A 17,551-nucleotide genomic window follows, 5' to 3' on the forward strand; every position below is an offset into this window, starting at 1 on the left:
GATGCAGCGTGTTCACTTCAGAGGGATGTACTTACTGCTTGGTCTGCTGCCGGGGCTGTGCTCGGCGCAAATATACTCCTATGTAACCAAAAGCACCGGCTCCCCCAGCGACGCAGCCTATGAGTATGTGCTTGAGAGCTGGGATACGGACGATTCGTCGCCCAATCCCTGTTACCAGCAAAGTATGTGCGCTGTGGGGATCAACCATCGCCACACCAGCGCCAATACCGGCGGCAGCACAGCGGTCACGCCTTCAGCTTCTATCGTCGGGTCGGGGCGCTACCCACAGATCACCCAATTGAGAACGATGGGTGAACTCAGCCGCCTTTACCAGAGCATTCACCCGTTGCCGATCGTCGGTAAAACTTCGCACCAGGGCGATCCCATCACTCAGGAGTGTGTCGGGCTGTTTTATACCACCTCGTCCTCCTCCGCCGTTGAAGGCAACAGCGCCCGGCTGATGCCGAGCAGCGTTTGCGGCATCGCGCCACCGCCGGTCGGGGTGTGCGGCATCGATGAGCAACAGCTCGATCTGAACCACGGGGTGTTGCCGGATACCGAACTGGTGGGCAACACGGCGCGCGGCAGCCTGCGCGTGGTGTGTTCGCAGAAGATGAACATCGTCATGTATATCCGCGTCGGCAGCAATGGCCGCCTGGATCTGGGGAACTCCGGCGTTTACAGCACGCTGCGCATCAATGGCGCTCTGGGCAACCAAGGTTACCAGTTCACCGCGGATCCGCGCGGGGTCACGGTGCCAATTACTTCCACGCTCGGCGTGACCGGCACGGTCAAGGCCGGCGATTACTCGGGGCAATCGGTCGCCATTCTGGCGCTGCCGTAGCCGCATTACCCCCGCCGCGTGCCGGTGCGATGCCGCGTTATGTCGTTGAGCCGCCCGCCTTTGGGGGGATGGCTCACGCTCGGTGGCGGCCGGAAAGGATTATTTTAAAGGGAGTGTGCCGATGGAAAGCACCATCACTCTGGCGTTTATCGATAATGACCGTTTCTTTATCGAAGGATTGCAGCGGCTGCTGCTGGCGTATTTTTCGCGCCGCGGCATGCGGGTTCAACTGCTGGACGCCGCACAGGCGCACCGGGCGGATATGGTGTTCCAGTCCGTGGAGCGAGACTGGCAGGCGCGTTTCTGCCTGTGTTCAGTGAGCGGCAGCCGACCGATCAACTTTACGCTGCGTGAGCCGGGCGATATTCGCTGGCGCGATAAGCCGCGTTGCATCAGCGAAGCGGGGGTGATCTTCCGCAATGACTCGCCGGGCAGCGTAGTCGGACAGCTGGACCTGGCGCTGGCGGGGATGGCGGCGCGGGCGCACGGCGGTGAAGCGCGCCGGTGTCATTGGTGTGAACGGCTGCGCATTACCCGCCGTGAGCAGGACGTGATGCGCTATCTGGCCTGTGAATTGCCGCAGACCACCATTGCGCGCAACCTGCACCTGAGCGTGAAAACCGTCAGCAATCACAAACAGGCGGCGATGAGAAAACTGGGTTTCAAACGCAACGCGGATCTCTACCACTGGCTGCGAATGGGCGGGTTGAAAACCGTAGAGCGGCCGCGAGGGTGAGGGCGCGGCTCAGGCGCCAGACCTGCGCCTGAGCCGCTGCGGCGTCAATACAGCAGCGTCATCGCGCTGAAGAACAGCAGCGTCAAGACGATGATGACGACGTTTTGCACGGCTTTGCGCACCAGCCTGCCGGCGCTCAGGCGGCTGTCGATGGCGTAGAGCAGCGGCACCATCAGCAGCACGTAGGCGAACATCAGCATGGCGGTAAAGGGTTGCAGATTCATGCTGGCTTCTCCTGTGTGCCATCATGGCCGATCAGGTGTACCAGCACGGCCTCTGTTTGATGGGGAAGCCCGACAAAGGGCGAATTGACGGGGGGAACCGGCTCGAACGGCAGGCCGGCGCGCCGCGTCTTCACCGCCGCTTGCAGGATCTTCTTTTGGTGTCTTTGCGTGTGGTCGACCATGCGCCTCCGAAATAGGGCCGCCCGCAGGCGGCCGACTGCCGTTTTGTTCATTAAGCTGGAGAAGGATTGCGGGCCACTGCCGGGGCCACATACGCATAATATTGCGAATGATAATTATTATCAATAATGAAGATAAAAAAATTAAGGGTATTGCGGGGGCGCATCAGGCGGGGCGTAAAAAGAAAAAGCACGCCTTGCGGCGTGCTTTACAGGGTATTACCGGTGGCGGTTACTTCTGATCGGGCAGCGCGTAAGCGATCACATAGTCGCCCAGCTTGGTGCCGAAGGAACCGTGGCCGCCGGCGAAGATCAGCACGTACTGCTTGCCGTTGACCTCATAGGTCATCGGCGTCGCCTGGCCGCCGGCCGGCAGGCGCGCTTCCCACAGTTTCTCACCGTTGGTCACGCTGAAGGCGCGCAGGTAGTTGTCTGCGGTGGCGCCGATGAAGAACACGTTACCGGCGGTGGTCACCGGGCCGCCCAGCATCGGCATGCCCATTTTGAACGGCAGCGGCAGCGGTGAGCTGTCGCGCACGGTGCCGATGCGTTTTTTCCACACGATGTCGTTGGTTTTCAGATCCACGGCGGAAATGTAACCCCAGGCCGGCTGTTTGCACGGCAGGCCGAACGGTGACAGGAACGGGTTGAGGGTGACGCCGAACGGCACGCCATACTGCGGCTGGATACCGGTTTCGGTGCCGCTGCCGCCTTTGTCGCCTTCCGGCGGCTCAATCGGGTTGCCCGGGCCGCGTGGGATCAGTTTGGATACGAACGGCAGCGCAATCGGGTTGGCGATGGCGATTTCGCGATCGGTATCGACGGCCAGGCCGCCCCACTCGAACATGCCGAGGTTACCCGGGAATACCAGCGTGCCCTGCTCGGAAGGCGGGGTGAAAGTGCCTTCGTAACGCAGGCTGTGGAACATCACGCGGCAGACCAGCTGGTCATAGATGGTCGCGCCCCACATGTCTGCACCGGTCAGTTTCTTCTCGGGGCGGAAGGTCAGCTCGGAGAACGGCTGGGTCGGTGACAGGCGATCGCCTTTGGCCGGGCCCTGCGGTACCGGTTTCTCCGGCGCCGGCACCACCAGTTCGCCGTTGGTGCGGTTCAGCACGAAGATGTTGCCGGTTTTGGTCGGCACATAGATGACCGGCACTTTTTTACCGCTCTTGTCGGTAATGTCCGCCAGGGTCGGCTGCGCCGGCACGTCCATATCCCACAGGTCATGGTGTACCGTCTGATAGAACCAGACCAGCTTGCCGGTAGAGGCGTTCAGCGCCAACAGGCCGCTGGCGTAACGCTCCATTTCCGGGGTGCGATCGCCGCCCCAGATGTCCGGCGTGGCGACGCCCATCGGCAGATAGACGATATCCAGCTTGGCGTCATAGGCGGCCGGCGCCCAGGAGTTCGGCGAGTTAGGCGTGAAGTGATGTTCGTCCGTCGGGATGGCGTTCGGATCTTTCGCGCCCGGATCGAAGGCCCACAGCAGCTTGCCGTTGTTGACGTCGAAGCCGCGGATCACGCCGGAAGGTTCGCGGTTGGAGTAGTTGTCGGTCACCGCGCCGGCGACGACGATCACGTTATCGGTGATCACCGGCGGCGAAGTCGGCTCGTAATGGCCCGGCGTCGCATACGGCATATTGCTCTGCAGGTTCAGCTCGCCGTTGTTGGCGAAGTCCGGGCACGGTTTGCCGGTGTCGGCGTCCAGCGCGAACAGGCGTCCGTCGTTGACCGGCAGAATGATGCGGCGTGCGCACATCGCCGGTGCAGCATCGCCGGCAGCGCCCGCGGCAGCGGCGGTTTCGTGGTAAGACACGCCGCGGCAGGTGATGTGCTGGAAGGTCGGGTTGTACTTCAGCTGCGGATCGAATTTCCACTTCTCTTTACCGGTGGCGGCGTCCAGCGCGAACAGCTTCTGGTGCGGCGTACACATGTAAAGGGTGTCGCGGATCTTGATCGGCGTGACTTCGTTGGTGATCTCACCAGGATCGTTGGCGGTCTTCAGATCGCCGGTCTGGAAACGCCAAACCTCTTGCAACTGGCCGACGTTTTTGTCGTTGATCTGGCTCAGCGGCGAGTAACGGGTGCCTTCCTGGGTGCGGCCATAGGCCGGCCAGTCGGCGCCGGTGGCGTCTTTTGGCTGTACCTGCGCGGCATCGAGGGTGCCGTTGATCTCTTGCGGATCGTTGAACACGGCATAGGCCAGCGCAATGACGGTGATGACCAGCGCCGCGCTCAGCGCGCCGTAGGCGAATTTGCCGTTGGCCACCAGCTTGCGGTAGATAAACGGCAGCACCAGCCACAGGCCGAAGAAGAAGGTGACGTCAAGACGCGGTGTCAGCGCCCAGAAGTCTGGCCCGACTTCCCACAGGGCCCAAAGGGTGGTGCCCAACAGGAACACGGCGTACAGCAGCAGCGCGGTGGCGCGGCGGCGGAACAGCAGCCAGGAGGTCGCCAGCAGCACCAGCCCGGCGATGACGTAATACAGCGAACCGCCCAACTTGGCCAGCCAGATGCCGCCGCCGAGCAGATACAGCCCGCTCAGGGCGGCAAACAGCGCCGTTATGACGATAAGCGGCGATAGTGACGCTTTATTTTGCATAGCAATACCCTTACCAAAAATGAAAGTCCCCGATTTAGAGATTAAGCCAAATCGGAAAAAACACGCGGTTTCTCCCTAATATTTCAGCGGGAAGCCGCTAGGGTGACGTAAAACCCATCCCGTCTTTTAACCTTAAGGTGCTTTGCCTTATTCAAAGCGGTAAGACAAGGTGGCACCGCCACCCCAGTTGCGACCCGGCGCCGGCTCGAAATAGCGGCCGTTGCCTTCGTTGACGATCACCGAACCGACGTAACGGCGATCGAACACATTGTCGACCCGGCTGAACACGTCCAGCGCCCAGCGGTTCCAGGTAAAGCGATAGCCGGCGTTTACGCCGGCCACGGTGTAAGAGGGGGCCTGCGCGCTGTTGGCGTCGTTGGCCTGAATGTCGCTCATGTAGCGCAGTTCCGCGCCGGCGTGCCAGCCTTCCGGCGGCGCCCAACCCAGCGAGGCGTAGCCCATGTTGCGCGCGATGCCCGGCAGGCGATTGCCGGCGGGGGTACAGCCGGATTTTCCGCACATATCGCTGCGGTAGGTGGCGTCCAGCAGCGTCCAGGCCATATGCAGGCGCCAGTCCAGCGCAAACTCTTGATCCAGCGCCAGCTCCATGCCGCGCCGCCGGGTTTTGCCGGCGTTGGCATAGCTGGTGCGTCCGCCGCTGCTTTCTGCCACCACCAGCTCGTTGTCGGTATCCGTCTGGAACAGGGCCGCGCTCACCAGGCCGTTGCCGAGGCGCAGTTTGCTGCCCAGTTCGACGGTGTCGCTGGTGGACGGCTGCAGGCCGATGTTGAGGCCTGACTGGCCGTCGGGACGGTAGGAGAGCTCGTTGATGGTGGGGGTTTCAAAGCCGCGGCCGGCGGAGAGATAAACATTCCATGCCGGGCTGATCTTATAGTTGAGCGAGCCCATCGGCAGCCACTGGTGGTAGCGTTTGCTGCCGCTGTCGTCGCCGTTGCGCGGCGTGATGTAATAGTCGGTCGAGTCGAAGCTGACCGTGCTGTAGCGCAGGCCGGCGTCCAGCGTCCAGTGCGGCGTCAGTTGCCAGGAGGTTTGCAGGTAAGGATCCAGGTTCCAGATGCGGTTCTTCTCGTTGCGCCGCTGGTCGCCTTTCTCGCCGTAGTCCACTGTGCCGTCTCGCAGAATAAAGTTTTCGAACCCCTGGCGGCGTTCGGTCATGGTTTCATAATCCAGACCGCCGATCAGTGTTACCGGTAACGATGCGAGAGTATCCTCATGCTTCCAGCGAGTGTCAATGCCCTGATATTTTCTTTCCAGCACGATCACCCCGCCGGCGTGGGTGGGATTGAGTTGCGGCCCCATCGGGATTGATTGGTATTGCGTGGTGTGGCGCTCGCCGTGGTAGGCGGTCAGGGTCAGTTCGTCGCGCTCGCTCATCTGGCGCTGATAGCGCAGGCCTGCCTGGGTCTGGTCGAGCGATTTACGGGTGTTGAATTGATCCGCGCGCGGCGCCTGGCGCGGGTTTTCCTTCCATTCCGCCTCGGTCAGGCCGCCCGGATCGCCGGCGTCGATGGAGACGCTGTTGAACATCAGCGTCAGGGTGCTGACGTCGTCCAACCGCACGCCGAGCTTGCTGTTGCCGAGGTTTTTCCGCGCGGCGCTATGATCGCGGTAGCCCTGGGTGGTAAAGCGGGTGCCGGAGATGGCGTAGTTGACGTCGCCGGCCTGGGTGCCGTCGCCGGTGGCGCCGGTCGCTTTCACCCCGTAGCGCCAGGTGTTGTCGCTGCCGAAATAGCCGCCGGCTTCCAGCGTCGGCGGCTGGGTGCCGGTAATGGTGTCGATGTTGATCACCCCGCCCGAGGCGTTGCCGTACAGTGCGGAATAGGGGCCGCGCAGCACCTCGATGCGCTCGACGGAATTGATGTCGATGTTGGAGGTTTGCCCCTGGCCGTCGGGCATGGTGGCGGGAATGCCGTCGACGTACAGGCGTACGCCGCGCACGCCGAACATCGAACGGCTGCCGAACCCGCGCACCGAAAGTTGCAGATCCTGCGCATAGTTTTGCCGGTTCTGGATCTGCAGGCCCGGCACGCTGCCGAGGTTTTCCGACAGGTTAATTTGCGGCGCGGCGTTACGCAGGTCTTCGCCGTCGATCACGCTGACGGAGACCGGCGACCCCAGCTCGGTCAATCCGGTGGGTTGCGCCATCACCACCAGGGTGTCGCTGTCTTTTTGATCCGCCGCCAGGGCCGAGCCGATACAGATCGGCTGCAGCAATAACAGGGTTGCCGGGGTCAAGACGGGACGTTTTTTATTCATCAGATAATTCTGCCAATAATGCTGAAAGCGTTGCCCGCAAGGGGGCGAAAATAGCCATTTTTGACTCCCTGTACTGGCATTCAATGGGAAGGAAACTGCATCCTGCAAAGAGTATAGGATATTCCGACATCGTGCGCTTTGGAATAGCGCAGCAGAGAGATACTTATTTTTAATTAAGAACATTCTCTGTTTAATTGCGATGATTTGGGTGTCTTTAAATTAGGTTTATCTATATTAGGCATAGTCATATTCATATTTTCTATTTGTTATTTCACTTGTCATTTTAATTTATTTATCCGGTGAATTCCATCACCCTTACTCATTGATTTTTCATTGATCAATATAATTCATGTGATTGTTTTTATTGGTTTTTTTATTTTTATTTTTGTGTCTTTATTTTTTATAAAAATGAAATAATATTCGCAATTACGTTTTTAGCTTTTCGGTTAACAACTCACTCGTATAACGACCGCGATATTTATGCCATGCATAAATGTCGGCTTATTTATTTTGGGAATGATATTAAAAGGGAATTGATTTATGAACGTGCTCATCGCTTCACCCTATACCCACACGTTTTGGAATGAGTACGTGCTCAATCCACACTCCTGCGAGTACAACCTGGTGTTGGATCAGACGATTGAGGGCGAGTTGGACGTCGACCGATTGCGCGCGGCGATCGACGGGGTTTGCCGGGATTATATTCTGTTTCACCACGTTTTGGATGACAGTTCCTCGCCACTGCGCTGGGTAAAGACGGCGAAAAAAATTGCGTTGGAAACGCTCGATGCCGATTGCGATGTCGGTAAGCTAATCAACACGCCGTTCGATCTGCGGGAAGGGCCGCTGTGCCGCTTCTACCTGATTGAGCTGGCCCCTCAACGCTATAACCTGATCATCGTCGTTCATCACATCCTGATCGACGGCCTGTCGGGGCATGAGTTCTACAGCGCCGTTTCCGACTATTACAATCGCGGCGCGGCGATGACGCCGCCGCAGGCGGATGAAGCGGACATCTGCACATTGTACCGGCGCTATGAGGCGGATATCGCGAGGTTGAAGCACGAGTTCGGTTCAGCGTCATTCTGGGGTGAACTGCTGGCTGAATGCGCTCCGCGCGTGGCGTTGCCTTATCTCCCCGGCGCAACCCCCGAAGCGTCCGGCGCCGGTGAAGTGCGCTTTAGGTTACCGTTCGCCGAGTGGCAAGCGCTGAAATCCGGCGTCAGGTATGCCAATCCTTTCCTGATATTCAAAACGCTGTGGGCGTTGCTGATCGCCCGCCAATCCGCGCAGGAAACGGTGCATATCGGGTATCCCGTCGCGCCGGAGGGCGGCAAGGCGCTGTTCTTCGGCGCACAGGTCAATACCGCCGTGTTCCCCTTGACCCTTGCCCCGGAGGCTACGTTCAATCAGCTGTACCGCGCGACGCTGGCCTACAGCAAAGCGCTCAGGGCGGCAGGCAAGCTGCGGCACAGCCAGTTACCGGTTTATGACATGCTGAGCCTCAGCCCGGTGCGCCAGCTGAACGTCAATTTTACCCAGGCTTACCTGAAAGATGCGCCGCTGGCGCTCGACGGTTGTCGCATCGGCGTCAATCATCGCTTCAACGTCGATCTGGCCGGTTCGGAGCTGCTGCTGGAGTATCAGCCTACCGAGCAGGCCTTTGAGTTTCGCCTGCGTTACCGCCCCGATTTGTTCGACGCGACCCAGATGACGGAGATGGCGGAGCAGTATCTCTGGCTGTTGCAGCGCACGTTAACCGAACCGGACGCGCCGATTGCCGCTTGGCCGCAGCTGACGGCGCAACAGGTTTTACGCTGCCGCGACGCCTGGGAGAGCGGGCCTGCAACGGCCGACGCGGAAGCGACGCTGCTCGAGGGCCTGGCCAGACAGGTGCGCCGCCACCCGGAGCGCATCGCCCTGACCGACGCCAAAGGTTCGCTCAGTTACCGCCAACTGGCGCAGCGCAGCGATCGCCTGGCGCTGTGGCTGCGGGCGGAATATCAACGGCTGCGCGGTGTGGATATGCCGCCGGAGACGTTGATCCCGCTGTATTTGCAGCGCAGCGCGGAGGCGGTGGTGGCGATGCTGGCCATCATGAAGGCCGGCGGTGCCTATGTGCCGCTGGATCCTGCCGCGCCGGCGCAGCGGCTGGATTATATCCTGCAAGAGGTGAACAGCCCGATCGTCTTGACCGAAAAGGCATTGCAGGCGGCGGCGCAGCGATTGGCGCCGGACGGTCTTTGCCTGTCGGCGGATGAACCGCTCGTCGACGCGGATGCCGCAGCCTTGCCGAGTGTGGATGCCCGGCAGTTGGCCTACGTGATTTACACTTCCGGCACTACCGGGCGGCCGAAAGGCACGTTGTGCGAACACCGGGGCGCCGCCAATATGGTGCGGGGCCATACGCAGCGTTTGTTGCGCAATGAGCCGGATGCGCTCAACTGCCTGCAGTTTGCGTCGTTGGCGTTTGACGCGCACGTCTTCGAAGTGTTCGTGGCCCTGGACAACGGTCACCGGTTGTTCATCGCGAGCGAAGCGCAGCGGCGGGATCCGGTGTTGTTGTGCGAACAGATGGCGGCCTGGGGCATCGAGGCCTGCTTCCTGCCGCCGGCGCTGCTTGGCACCTTGCCTGAACTTCCGGCTTCGGTGCGCTATCTCGCGACCGGCGGTGAGGCGACCGCGCAAGGGGCGCTCGACCATTACCTGGCCTGCGGCATGCAGGTCGCGAATATGTATGGCCCGACCGAGGCCTCGGTCAGCGCCAGCCTGAATATCTATCGCCGCAACGGCGCGCGCAATATCGGCCATGCCATCGTCAATATGCATTGTTATGTTGTTGACGAGAAAGATAATTTACTGCCATTGGGCGTGGAGGGCGAGCTGTGCCTGGCCGGCGTGGGGTTGGCGCGGGGATACCTGAACCTGCCGGCGCTGACGGCGTCCACGTTCGTTGCCAACCCTTTTGAACTGCGTGAACCGTACCGGCGTTTGTACCGCACCGGCGACAGGGTGCGGCGCCTGGCCGACGGCGGTCTGGAGTATCTCGGGCGGCACGATCAGCAAATCAAGATCAACGGCTATCGCATCGAATTGGGCGAAATAGAAATGCAGCTGCGCGCGCTGCCTGAGGTGGCCGAGGCGGTAGTGACTCTGCGTCCCGGCACGACGGATCAACTGGCGGCCTGGTATGTACCGCAAGCTGGCGCGGAGCCGGAGGCCGGCGACATCTTGCAACGCCTGGCGGCGCAGCTGCCGCACTACATGTTGCCGTCGGCGATGCGGGCGCTGGCGGCGCTGCCGCTGACGGTAAGCCGCAAGGTCGATTACCGGGCATTGCCGGAACCGCTGCCGGTCGAACCGCAAACGGCGTTTCGCCGGCCGGGCACGCCGCTGGAGACTCACCTGTCGGCGCTGTTCCATCGGCTGCTGGGTGGCAATGTCGGCGTGGACGACAACTTCTTCCGCCTCGGCGGCAACTCCATTATGGCCATCAGGCTGTGCCACGAAGTGAATAAACTGCCGGGGGCAAAGATCTCGGTGCTGACGTTGAATCAGCATCCGACGGTGGCCGCGTTGAGCGAGCACATCGCCGGCCAACGGCAGGCGCCGCCGGATGAGCTGCCCATCCTCCCCGGCGGGCTGCGGGAGGCGCCGCTATCGCTTCAGCAGTCGCGGTTGTGGTTTGTTCAGCAACTGTCGGTGAATGCCACGCATTATCTGTCGCCGGTGCTGCTGCGGCTGTCGCCGGAAATCGATGACGAACGCTTTGCGGCGTGTCTGCAGGCGATCGTCGAGCGCCACCAGATCTTGCGTAGTCTGATCCGCCAGAATGATCGGGGCGAAGCCAGTCAGTGGGTCAGCGACACCGTGCTGCCGGTACCTTTGCTGACGCTGAGCGCCGATGAATTTGACGCTGCGCTGACGCAAGCCTGCAGCCAGCCGATGGATTTGACGCGCGAGCTGCCGCTGTGCGCCACGCGCTACCGTTACCGCGATGCGGCGGATCGGGAAACGACCGTTTGCCTGTTGGTGTTCCATCACATCGTCTTTGACGGCTGGTCGCTTGAGGTGCTGTTGCAGGAACTGGACGCGCGCTATCGGGGAGAGTGGCGCGCGCCGACGGAGCCGGCGTTGCAATACCTCGACTATGCGTGCTGGCAACAAGCGCCGGAAAATGTGCAGCGCCGGGCGGACGAATTGGCCTTTTGGCGGCAAGCGCTGGCAGGTTGCCAACAACTCGATCTGCCGTTGGACTTTTTGCGGCCGGCGGTGTTCGACGAGCGCGGCGACAACAGCGAAGTGCCGTTGCCGGCGGCGCTGGTGAAGGCGCTGGATGCGCTGGCGCGCAGAGAGGGGGTGACGCTGCATGCGGTGATGCTGGCGGGGTTCATGCTGCTGCTGTCCCGCTACAGCGGGCAGAACGATGTCATGGTCGGCACGCCGCTGGCGAACCGTAATCGCCCTGAGCTGGAGGACTTGATTGGGTTCTTCGTCAATACGCTGCCTTTACGCCGGCAGCTCGATCCGCGTCATCGCGTCGCCGAGTTTGTGCGGCAGGTTGCGGCCACGACGCTGCAGGCGCAGCAGCATCAGACGCTGTCGCTGGAAGCGCTGGTGGACGACCTGGCGCTGCCGCGCGATTTTTCGCGCCACCCGCTGTTCCAGGTCATGTTCGCGCTGGAGAGCGAGGGGGGCGCACAGGCGCGCCCGGATTGGCTGTCGGTGATCGATCTGAGCGCTTATGAGCGCACCGCCAAGTTTGATCTCACGCTCACGCTGACGCCACAGGGGGAGCAGATGTGCGCGCGCTTCAACTTCGCTTCGGCGCTGTTCAGCAAAGCATCGATGGATCGGCTGGCCGGCTACTATCTCGCCGTATTGCAGCAGATGGCCTGCCACGACGACTGGCCGCTGGAAAATATCCGTCTGCAACCGCAAAGCCAGGCGCTGCCAACGGCGCCTGCTTTCGGCTATGCGTTTGAGCGCAGCCTGCAACAGGATTTCGTACAGCATGCGCGACGCAATCCGCAGGCCGTGGCGGTTGTCGACGAGCAGGGGGCGATGACTTACGGCGAGCTGCACGAGGCGGCGCTGACGCTGGCCACTCAGCTGCGCGTGCAAGGACGGATGACCGGCGACGCCATCGCCGTCATCGCCGACAAAGGGCGCCGGCAGCCGGTAGCCCTGCTGGCGGCGCTGATGTGCGGTAAGGCGTTCTTGCCGATGGAGGCGGCATGGCCACCGCAGCGGCGGCTGAAAGTGATGGCGCAGGCCGGCATCAATACGCTGCTCAGCGATGCACCCTGGGCCTGCGCCGAGATCAACCTGATCGAACTGAATGCCGCAGGGTTGGCGGCGCAGCTGCCGCTGCCGGAGCAGCGCCTGCCGGCGCTGGATGCCGGGCCTGACAGCCTGGCCTATATCATTTTCACCTCAGGATCGACCGGCACACCGAAAGGCGTGGCGATCGAACATCGCAGCGCGGTGAATATGCTGGAAGGTGTGCGGCGGTATTTCGGCCTCAACGAGCGGGATCGCAGCCTGGCGCTCAGCGCGTTGAGCTTCGATCTGGCGATCTTCGACATTTTCAGCCCGCTGAGCGCCGGCGGTGCGGTCGTGATGCCGGCCGAACGGGACAGGAACAATCCGCAGGCCTGGTATCAATTGATGATGGCTCATCGGGTGACGCAATGGCTGAGCGCACCGGCGCTGATGGAGCTGTTGCTGGATTATGTGAACGGCGCGGGGTTAACGGCAGGGCCCGCACCGGCGCTGCGTGCGGTGATGGTGGGAGGGGACTGGATCGCCACCTCGCTGCCGGAGCGTTGCCTGGCCTGGGCGCCGCACGGCCGTTTTTGCAGCGCCGGCGGCGCTACGGAGGCGGCGATCTTCACCATGCTGTACGAGGTCCCGCGCGGTCAGAACATTCGGTCGGTCAGCATTCCTTACGGCAAACCGTTGCCGCACCAGCGTTGCTATATCCTGGACGCCGGGGGACGGCCCGCCGCGCCGGGGGTGCGAGGGGAGATCTATCTGGCGGGTGAGGGGCTGGCGCGCGGGTATTACGGCGATCCGCAACGCACCGCCGAGAGTTTCTTCTGGCATGACGAGCTGCAGGAGCGGGTGTACCGCACCGGCGACGCGGGCCGATGGCTGGAGGATGGCAACGTGGAGTTCATGGGGCGCCTCGATCAGCAGATCAAGCTGAACGGCTATCGCATCGAACTGGGGGAGATAGAACATGCGGTGCTCGCCTATCCGGGCGTGACCGCCTGTTGCTGCGTGCTCGTCACGCAACCGCAGCCCTGCCTGGCCGCGTACTACGTTGCCGATGAGACGATCGCCCCCCAGGCGCTGGCTCAGCACTTGAGCAGCCAACTGCCTCCGTACATGGTGCCGCAGGCGCTGATGCAGCTGGCGCAGCTGCCGCTGACCGAAAACGGCAAGATAGCGCGGCAGGCCTTGCCGCAGCCGGAAAGGGCGGCGCGTGAGTTCGTCGCGGCGCAGGGCGAATGGGAGAACGCCTGTCTGGCGGTGTGGCGCGATTTGCTGCAGCGGCAGGATATCGGCGTGGAGGACAACTTCTTCTCGCTGGGGGGCAACTCTCTTCTGGCTATTCAGGCCTGTTATCAGATCGGCCGGCGGCTCGCGCGTGAGGTAACGCTGAGCGAGCTGGGGCGGTTCCCGACGATCCGTTCGCTGTGTCGTGCATTGCAGCAACAGGAGCAGGGCACCGCGCCGGTGTCGATCCCGCCGCTGCGGCAACGCGAGTATCCGCTCTCTTCTTCACAGCTGCAGCTGTGGTTTATCGAGAATCTGAACGGCGGTGGCAATCTTTACCATGTGCCGATGCTGTTCCGTCTCGGCGACGAGGTGTGTCTGGCGGCTTACGAGCGCAGTTTGCAGGCGGTCGTCGCCCGGCATCAGGTTTTACACAGCCTGATTGTTCAGATGCCCTCCCAAAGCGCCATCGCCCGCGCCTGTGAACTGACGCTTTCGCTGGAGCGCGTGACGCTGGAGGCGGCGCACTGGCCGGACAGGCTGCGGCAGGATATCGACCGGCCGTTCGCGCTGGGGGCGGAATTGCCGATCAGGGCGGCCGTTTATCGGGTTGCGCAGCCGGATGGCGGGTGGGTGAATTACAGCCTGATTCTGGTGCATCACCTGGCGTTTGACGGCTGGTCGCAGCCGGTGCTGTTGCAGGAGCTGGACGTGCTGTATCAGGCGCAGCGGCAGGGGCGAGAGGCCGGGCTGGCGGCGTTGCCGTTGCATTATGGCGACTATGCCGTCTGGCAGCGGCGCTGGCTGGATTCCGCTCAGGCGGATGAGGCGAAAGCGTATTGGCGTCATGCCCTGGCGGGGTGGCAGGCGCTGGAAATGCCGCTTGATTTCGTGCGGCCGGCTCGCTTCGACCATCGTGGCGCCAACCACGTCATCGCGCTGCCGGAGGCGCTGGTGGCGCAGGCGGCGCAGTTCGCCCGGCGGCAGGGCGTCACGCCGTTTGCGCTGTATCTTGCGGCCTTTAATTTGCTGCTCGGTTACTTCAGCGGCCAGCAAGATATTCTGGTCGGTACGCCGGTCGCCAACCGGCCGGTGGCAGAGACCCGCTCAGCGATCGGATTCTTCGTCAATACGCTGCCGCTACGCTCGCAAATAGACGATGCGGCGTCGTTGAACGATTATGTGCATCGCGTCTTTGACGGCGTGCTGCAGGCGCAGCGGCATCAGAATTTGCCGTTGGATCAGCTGATCGAGCTGCTGCAGGTGCCGCGCGATCTGTCGCGCCATCCGCTGTTCCAGGCGCTGTTCGCGCTGGAGGAGGTGGGGGCCGCGCCGGCCTGGCTGGCGCCGCAGGATCTGCTGGCGCACTACCAGGCGGCCAAATTCGATTTGACGCTGAGCATCCAGTCGGCGCCGCAGGGCGGGCGGGCGATCTTCAACTATGCCACCGCGATGTTTGCACCGGCTACGCTGGCGCTGCTGGGGGAGTATTATCTGACGATCCTCACGCAGATCGTCAATCACGGGGAGCAGCGCGTCAGCCAGTTGGCGCTGATCTCGGAGAGTGAAATGGCGCGGCAGCGCGCCTTTCATCAATCCTGTCCGCCGGCCTACGATTTCGAACGCGCCATCCATCATGACTTCATCCGTCAGGCTGAGCGCGATCCGCAGCGGGTGGCGATCGTCGATGAATGGGGCGAGCTGAGCTACGGTGAGCTGTATCGGCGGGCGCTGACGCTGTCGTTGCAGCTGCGTGAGCACGCGGACATGCGCGCCGAGACCATCGCGGTGATGGTGGACAAAGGGCGGGCGCAAATCATTGCGGTGCTGGCGATCCTGATGGCCGGCAAGGCCTATTTGCCGCTGGACGGCGCCTGGCCGGAACGCCGCCGCCTGGATATCGTCGCGCAGTCGCAGACCCGGGTGATTCTGAGCAGCCGGGAGTGGGGGGCCAGCGGCGAGGCCAGGCTGTTGACGATCGATCCGCAGGGGGCCGTCATGGCGTTACCGCCGGCTCCGCCGGGCGAGGCTGTTTTGCCGGCACCTTCCGCGCTGGCTTATGTGATCTTCACCTCCGGCTCTACCGGCGCGCCGAAGGGGGTGGCGATAGAACATCGCGGCGCGGTGAACAGCATCATCGATACGTTGCACCAGCTGGAACTCGGCGCGGACGATCGCGGGTTGGCGCTCAGCGCGTTGAGTTTCGACATTTCGGTGTTCGATATTTTCGGCCTGCTGTCGGTGGGGGGCGCCATCGTGATGCCGTCCGAAACCGAACGCTACCAGCCTGAGGCCTGGCATCGGCTGTTGATGACCCAGGGCGTAACCTTCTGGAACTCCGCACCTTCGGTGATGACGCTGCTGGTGGAGCAGTTGGAGTCCGCCGCGTTGCAGGCGCAGTGGCCGCAGCTGCGCAATGTGGTGCTGGTGGGCGAGGTGATCTCCCGCCAACTGCCGGCGCGCATTCGCCAATGGCGGCCAGGGTGCCGGATCGTCAGCGCCGGGGGCGCGACCGAGAGCTCCATTTGGTCGATCCTGTACGACATCCCGGAAACGCCGATTCAGGCCCCCAGCGTGCCTTACGGCCAGGCGATGGCGCATCAGCGCTTTTACGTGCTGGATCGCCATCAGCGCGTGCTGCCGCCCTGCTTGCCGGGAGAGCAATACATCGGTGGGGCCGGCGTGGCGCGCGGCTATTACCGCAATCCGTCGCTGACCGATGAGAAATTCATCTACCATCCGGCGCTGGGGGAGCGGCTTTATCGCACCGGCGATGCCGGCCGCTATTTGCCGGACGGCAATCTGGAGTTCCTCGGCCGTATGGATTTTCAGGTGAAAATCAATGGCTATCGCGTTGAGCTAGGGGAGGTCGAGCAGTGTGCGCTGGCGTTCGGCGCGATCAAATCCTGCTGCGCCGTCGTGCTGTCGGAGGCGCATCGGCAGCGGCTGGCGCTGTATTACGTCAGCGAAGCACCGTTGGATGAATCGGCGCTGCTGGCCTTTATGAGCGGGCAATTACCGTTGTACATGCTGCCTGCGGCGCTGATGCGGCTGGAAGCACTGCCGTACAACTCCAGCGGCAAACTGGATCGCAAGGCGTTGCCTGCGCCGGCGGCGAGCGAACCGCAGGCCTATGTCGCTCCCGCGAACGAGCTGGAACAGCGGCTGTGCGCGCTGTGGCAGGCGGCGCTGCAGTGCGGGCCGGTCGGCATGACGGACGATTTCTTCCTGCTGGGCGGCACCTCGATCAAAGCGATTTCCCTGTGTGTCGGCATGAGCGAACTGATGGCCGCGCCGGTGCCGGTGGTGCAGCTGTTGCAAAGCCGCACCCTGAAAAACCTGCTGGCCGCCAACGGACGCCGCCTGGTCTTGCCGCTTACCCCTTGGACAGAGGGGGCGCCCGTTGTATGGATGATCCACCCGGCGCTGGTGGGAGCGGAGGCGTTTCACGCTTTCGCTCAGCCGTTGCGGGGGCGATTCAACTGCTATGGCGTCGATAACCATAACCTTTACCATCAACCGGCGATCGACTCGCTCGGCGATCTGGCCGAACGGTATCTGAACGACATGATCGCCGCCGGCCTGCTGCAAGACGCCGGGCCGGTGCGCATGCTCGGTTGGTCGCTGGGGGGCATCATCGCGCTGGAGATTGCCGCCCGCCTGGAGGCGCGCGGCTGCCGTAACGTGCAGCTGTATCTGCTGGACAGTTTCTACCGGCAGGCCACGGCGGAGTTGCCTTTGGAGCAGCTGTTGCCGGCGCTCGGCATCGAGGGCGAGGCGGCAAGACGCGCCATGGCCGCAGGGCAGGCGGAACGACGGCTGTCTGAGGGGAAACTGAGCCGCAGGCTGCAAACCACGAAGGTGACGTTGTTCAAGGCGACGGAGGGTAACCCGCAGTTGCCGGAAGCGGTCACGGCGCCGCTGCTGGCGGTGGAAGATAATGGGCTTGGTGCCGCCTGCGATCGGCTGCAGGTCATCCCGCTGGCCTGTCACCACCATAACATCCTGCTGTGTGAGGAGGAGATCGGGCAAGCGCTCAACGATGACATTTGATTCATGAGCCTGGCTCATAAGCCCAAGCGTATTTTGCCCCATAGTCAGCGCGGCATTCGTCTTTTACAGTCATTGCACCAGACCGGCTCTGCATCAGGCGGGCCGGTATCAATCAGCGGGAGAATGACG

The 17,551-nt window shown here is 62.3% G+C and carries 8 protein-coding genes; 4 read left to right on the forward strand and 4 right to left on the reverse strand.

Features of this window, described 5'->3' with window-relative positions:
* Position 1 precedes the first annotated feature (1 nt).
* Both M6G53_RS02670 and M6G53_RS02675 read left to right on the forward strand, forming a co-directional pair.
* Entirely contained in the window at positions 2–844 is an 843-nt protein-coding gene (locus tag M6G53_RS02670; RefSeq protein WP_253328692.1) for an MrpH family fimbial adhesin, read from the forward strand.
* Between the two features lie 121 nt (positions 845–965).
* A complete protein-coding gene (locus tag M6G53_RS02675; RefSeq protein WP_253328694.1) occupies positions 966–1,580 on the forward strand; it encodes a helix-turn-helix transcriptional regulator in 615 nt (204 codons plus the stop codon).
* Between the two features lie 44 nt (positions 1,581–1,624).
* On the opposite strand, the gene M6G53_RS02680 is transcribed toward M6G53_RS02675, so the two are convergent.
* Together M6G53_RS02680 and M6G53_RS02685 are read right to left on the reverse strand one after the other, a co-directional pair.
* Positions 1,625–1,804 (reverse strand): hypothetical protein, encoded by a 180-nt coding sequence (locus tag M6G53_RS02680; protein ID WP_253328696.1) that lies wholly within the window; start codon positions 1,802–1,804, stop codon positions 1,625–1,627.
* Complete coding sequence (locus tag M6G53_RS02685; RefSeq protein ID WP_253328698.1) at positions 1,801–1,986, reverse strand: hypothetical protein; 186 nt, start codon at positions 1,984–1,986, stop codon at positions 1,801–1,803. The genes M6G53_RS02680 and M6G53_RS02685 overlap by 4 nt, the downstream gene beginning before the upstream one ends.
* Positions 1,987–2,093: 107 nt before the next feature.
* Here M6G53_RS02685 and M6G53_RS25490 point away from each other — a divergent pair, with 107 nt between their 5' ends.
* A complete protein-coding gene (locus M6G53_RS25490; protein WP_301286094.1) occupies positions 2,094–2,225 on the forward strand; it encodes a hypothetical protein in 132 nt (43 codons plus the stop codon).
* Here the strand turns inward: M6G53_RS25490 and M6G53_RS02690 are convergent.
* Positions 2,216–4,588, reverse strand: a complete 2,373-nt coding sequence (locus tag M6G53_RS02690; protein ID WP_253328700.1) for a glucose/quinate/shikimate family membrane-bound PQQ-dependent dehydrogenase — start codon at positions 4,586–4,588, stop codon at positions 2,216–2,218. The two genes, M6G53_RS25490 and M6G53_RS02690, sit on opposite strands and share 10 nt — an antisense overlap.
* A gap of 147 nt (positions 4,589–4,735) precedes the next feature.
* Complete coding sequence (gene pqqU, locus M6G53_RS02695) at positions 4,736–6,865, reverse strand: TonB-dependent receptor PqqU (RefSeq protein ID WP_366519475.1); 2,130 nt, start codon at positions 6,863–6,865, stop codon at positions 4,736–4,738.
* 540 nt (positions 6,866–7,405) lie between these two features.
* Between pqqU and M6G53_RS02700 the strand changes: the two genes are divergently transcribed.
* Positions 7,406–17,422, forward strand: a complete 10,017-nt coding sequence (locus M6G53_RS02700; RefSeq protein WP_253328702.1) for a non-ribosomal peptide synthetase — start codon at positions 7,406–7,408, stop codon at positions 17,420–17,422.
* Positions 17,423–17,551 lie beyond the last annotated feature (129 nt).

The organism is Serratia nevei, from assembly GCF_024160145.1.
Lineage (GTDB): Bacteria > Pseudomonadota > Gammaproteobacteria > Enterobacterales > Enterobacteriaceae > Serratia > Serratia nevei_A.

Coding starts and splice junctions, on each gene's coding strand:
- M6G53_RS02670 (WP_253328692.1), top strand. CDS start 2: ATGCAGCGTGTTCACTTCAGAGGGATGTACTTACTGCTTGGTCTGCTG.
- M6G53_RS02675 (WP_253328694.1), top strand. CDS start 966: ATGGAAAGCACCATCACTCTGGCGTTTATCGATAATGACCGTTTCTTT.
- M6G53_RS02680 (WP_253328696.1), bottom strand. CDS start 1,804: ATGAATCTGCAACCCTTTACCGCCATGCTGATGTTCGCCTACGTGCTG.
- M6G53_RS02685 (WP_253328698.1), bottom strand. CDS start 1,986: ATGGTCGACCACACGCAAAGACACCAAAAGAAGATCCTGCAAGCGGCG.
- M6G53_RS25490 (WP_301286094.1), top strand. CDS start 2,094: ATGATAATTATTATCAATAATGAAGATAAAAAAATTAAGGGTATTGCG.
- M6G53_RS02690 (WP_253328700.1), bottom strand. CDS start 4,588: ATGCAAAATAAAGCGTCACTATCGCCGCTTATCGTCATAACGGCGCTG.
- pqqU (WP_366519475.1), bottom strand. CDS start 6,865: ATGAATAAAAAACGTCCCGTCTTGACCCCGGCAACCCTGTTATTGCTG.
- M6G53_RS02700 (WP_253328702.1), top strand. CDS start 7,406: ATGAACGTGCTCATCGCTTCACCCTATACCCACACGTTTTGGAATGAG.